Raw genomic sequence first — 631 nt, 5'->3', positions numbered from 1 at the left:
GAAACATCTGGTTTCATTTCATCATATGGAGCTGGTCCACGGGAAGAGAACCATGCTAAGGCATTTTGATCATCCGTTGCCGCAACCGCCAAAGATTCTGGATAGTTCGCAGGAGAGGCAACCCATCCTTCCCCCGCAGAACCAGCATTGCCAGCTGCAAATACAGGGAAGATATTGGCTGCACGCCAATTTTGAACCATAGGGCGATACCATTCATTTAGTCCAGGACCACCACCCCAAGAGTTGTTGACGACATCCGGTGCTAATTCGGGATGCGGATTACCTTCAACATCTTTTGGTGCCAATATCCACTCTCCAGCTTCGAGCAAATCGACATCCTGACCACCCTGATCAGAGAACGCTTTAACCGCGATCCATTTTGCACCTGGGGCAACACCAATTTGGTTACTCCCATCAGGCTCTGAGCCAACCATGGTCCCAACAGTATGCGTACCATGTTTTAGATCATCATACGGAGTTTCTTTTCCTCCGACGGCATCAAACCAATTTAATTGATGATCGGGTTGATCTGGATCCCCTGGATTGTATCCACGGTATTTTTCCATTAAAGCAGGATGTTCCCACTGAACACCTGTATCAATACTGGCTACCACAATACCTGCTCCATCGA

At 48.2% G+C, this 631-nt stretch carries 1 protein-coding gene; it reads right to left on the bottom strand.

Features of this window, described 5'->3' with window-relative positions:
- On the bottom strand, nt 1–631 hold a 631-nt coding region (locus tag CHI06_RS29015; RefSeq protein ID WP_179292835.1), incomplete at both ends, for a S8 family serine peptidase.

Source organism: Bacillus sp. 7884-1 (assembly GCF_002272245.1).
Lineage (GTDB): Bacteria > Bacillota > Bacilli > Bacillales > Cytobacillaceae > Neobacillus.
Note: the sequence above shows the minus strand (reverse complement) of the source record. Positions and strands in the feature narration are given on the sequence as shown.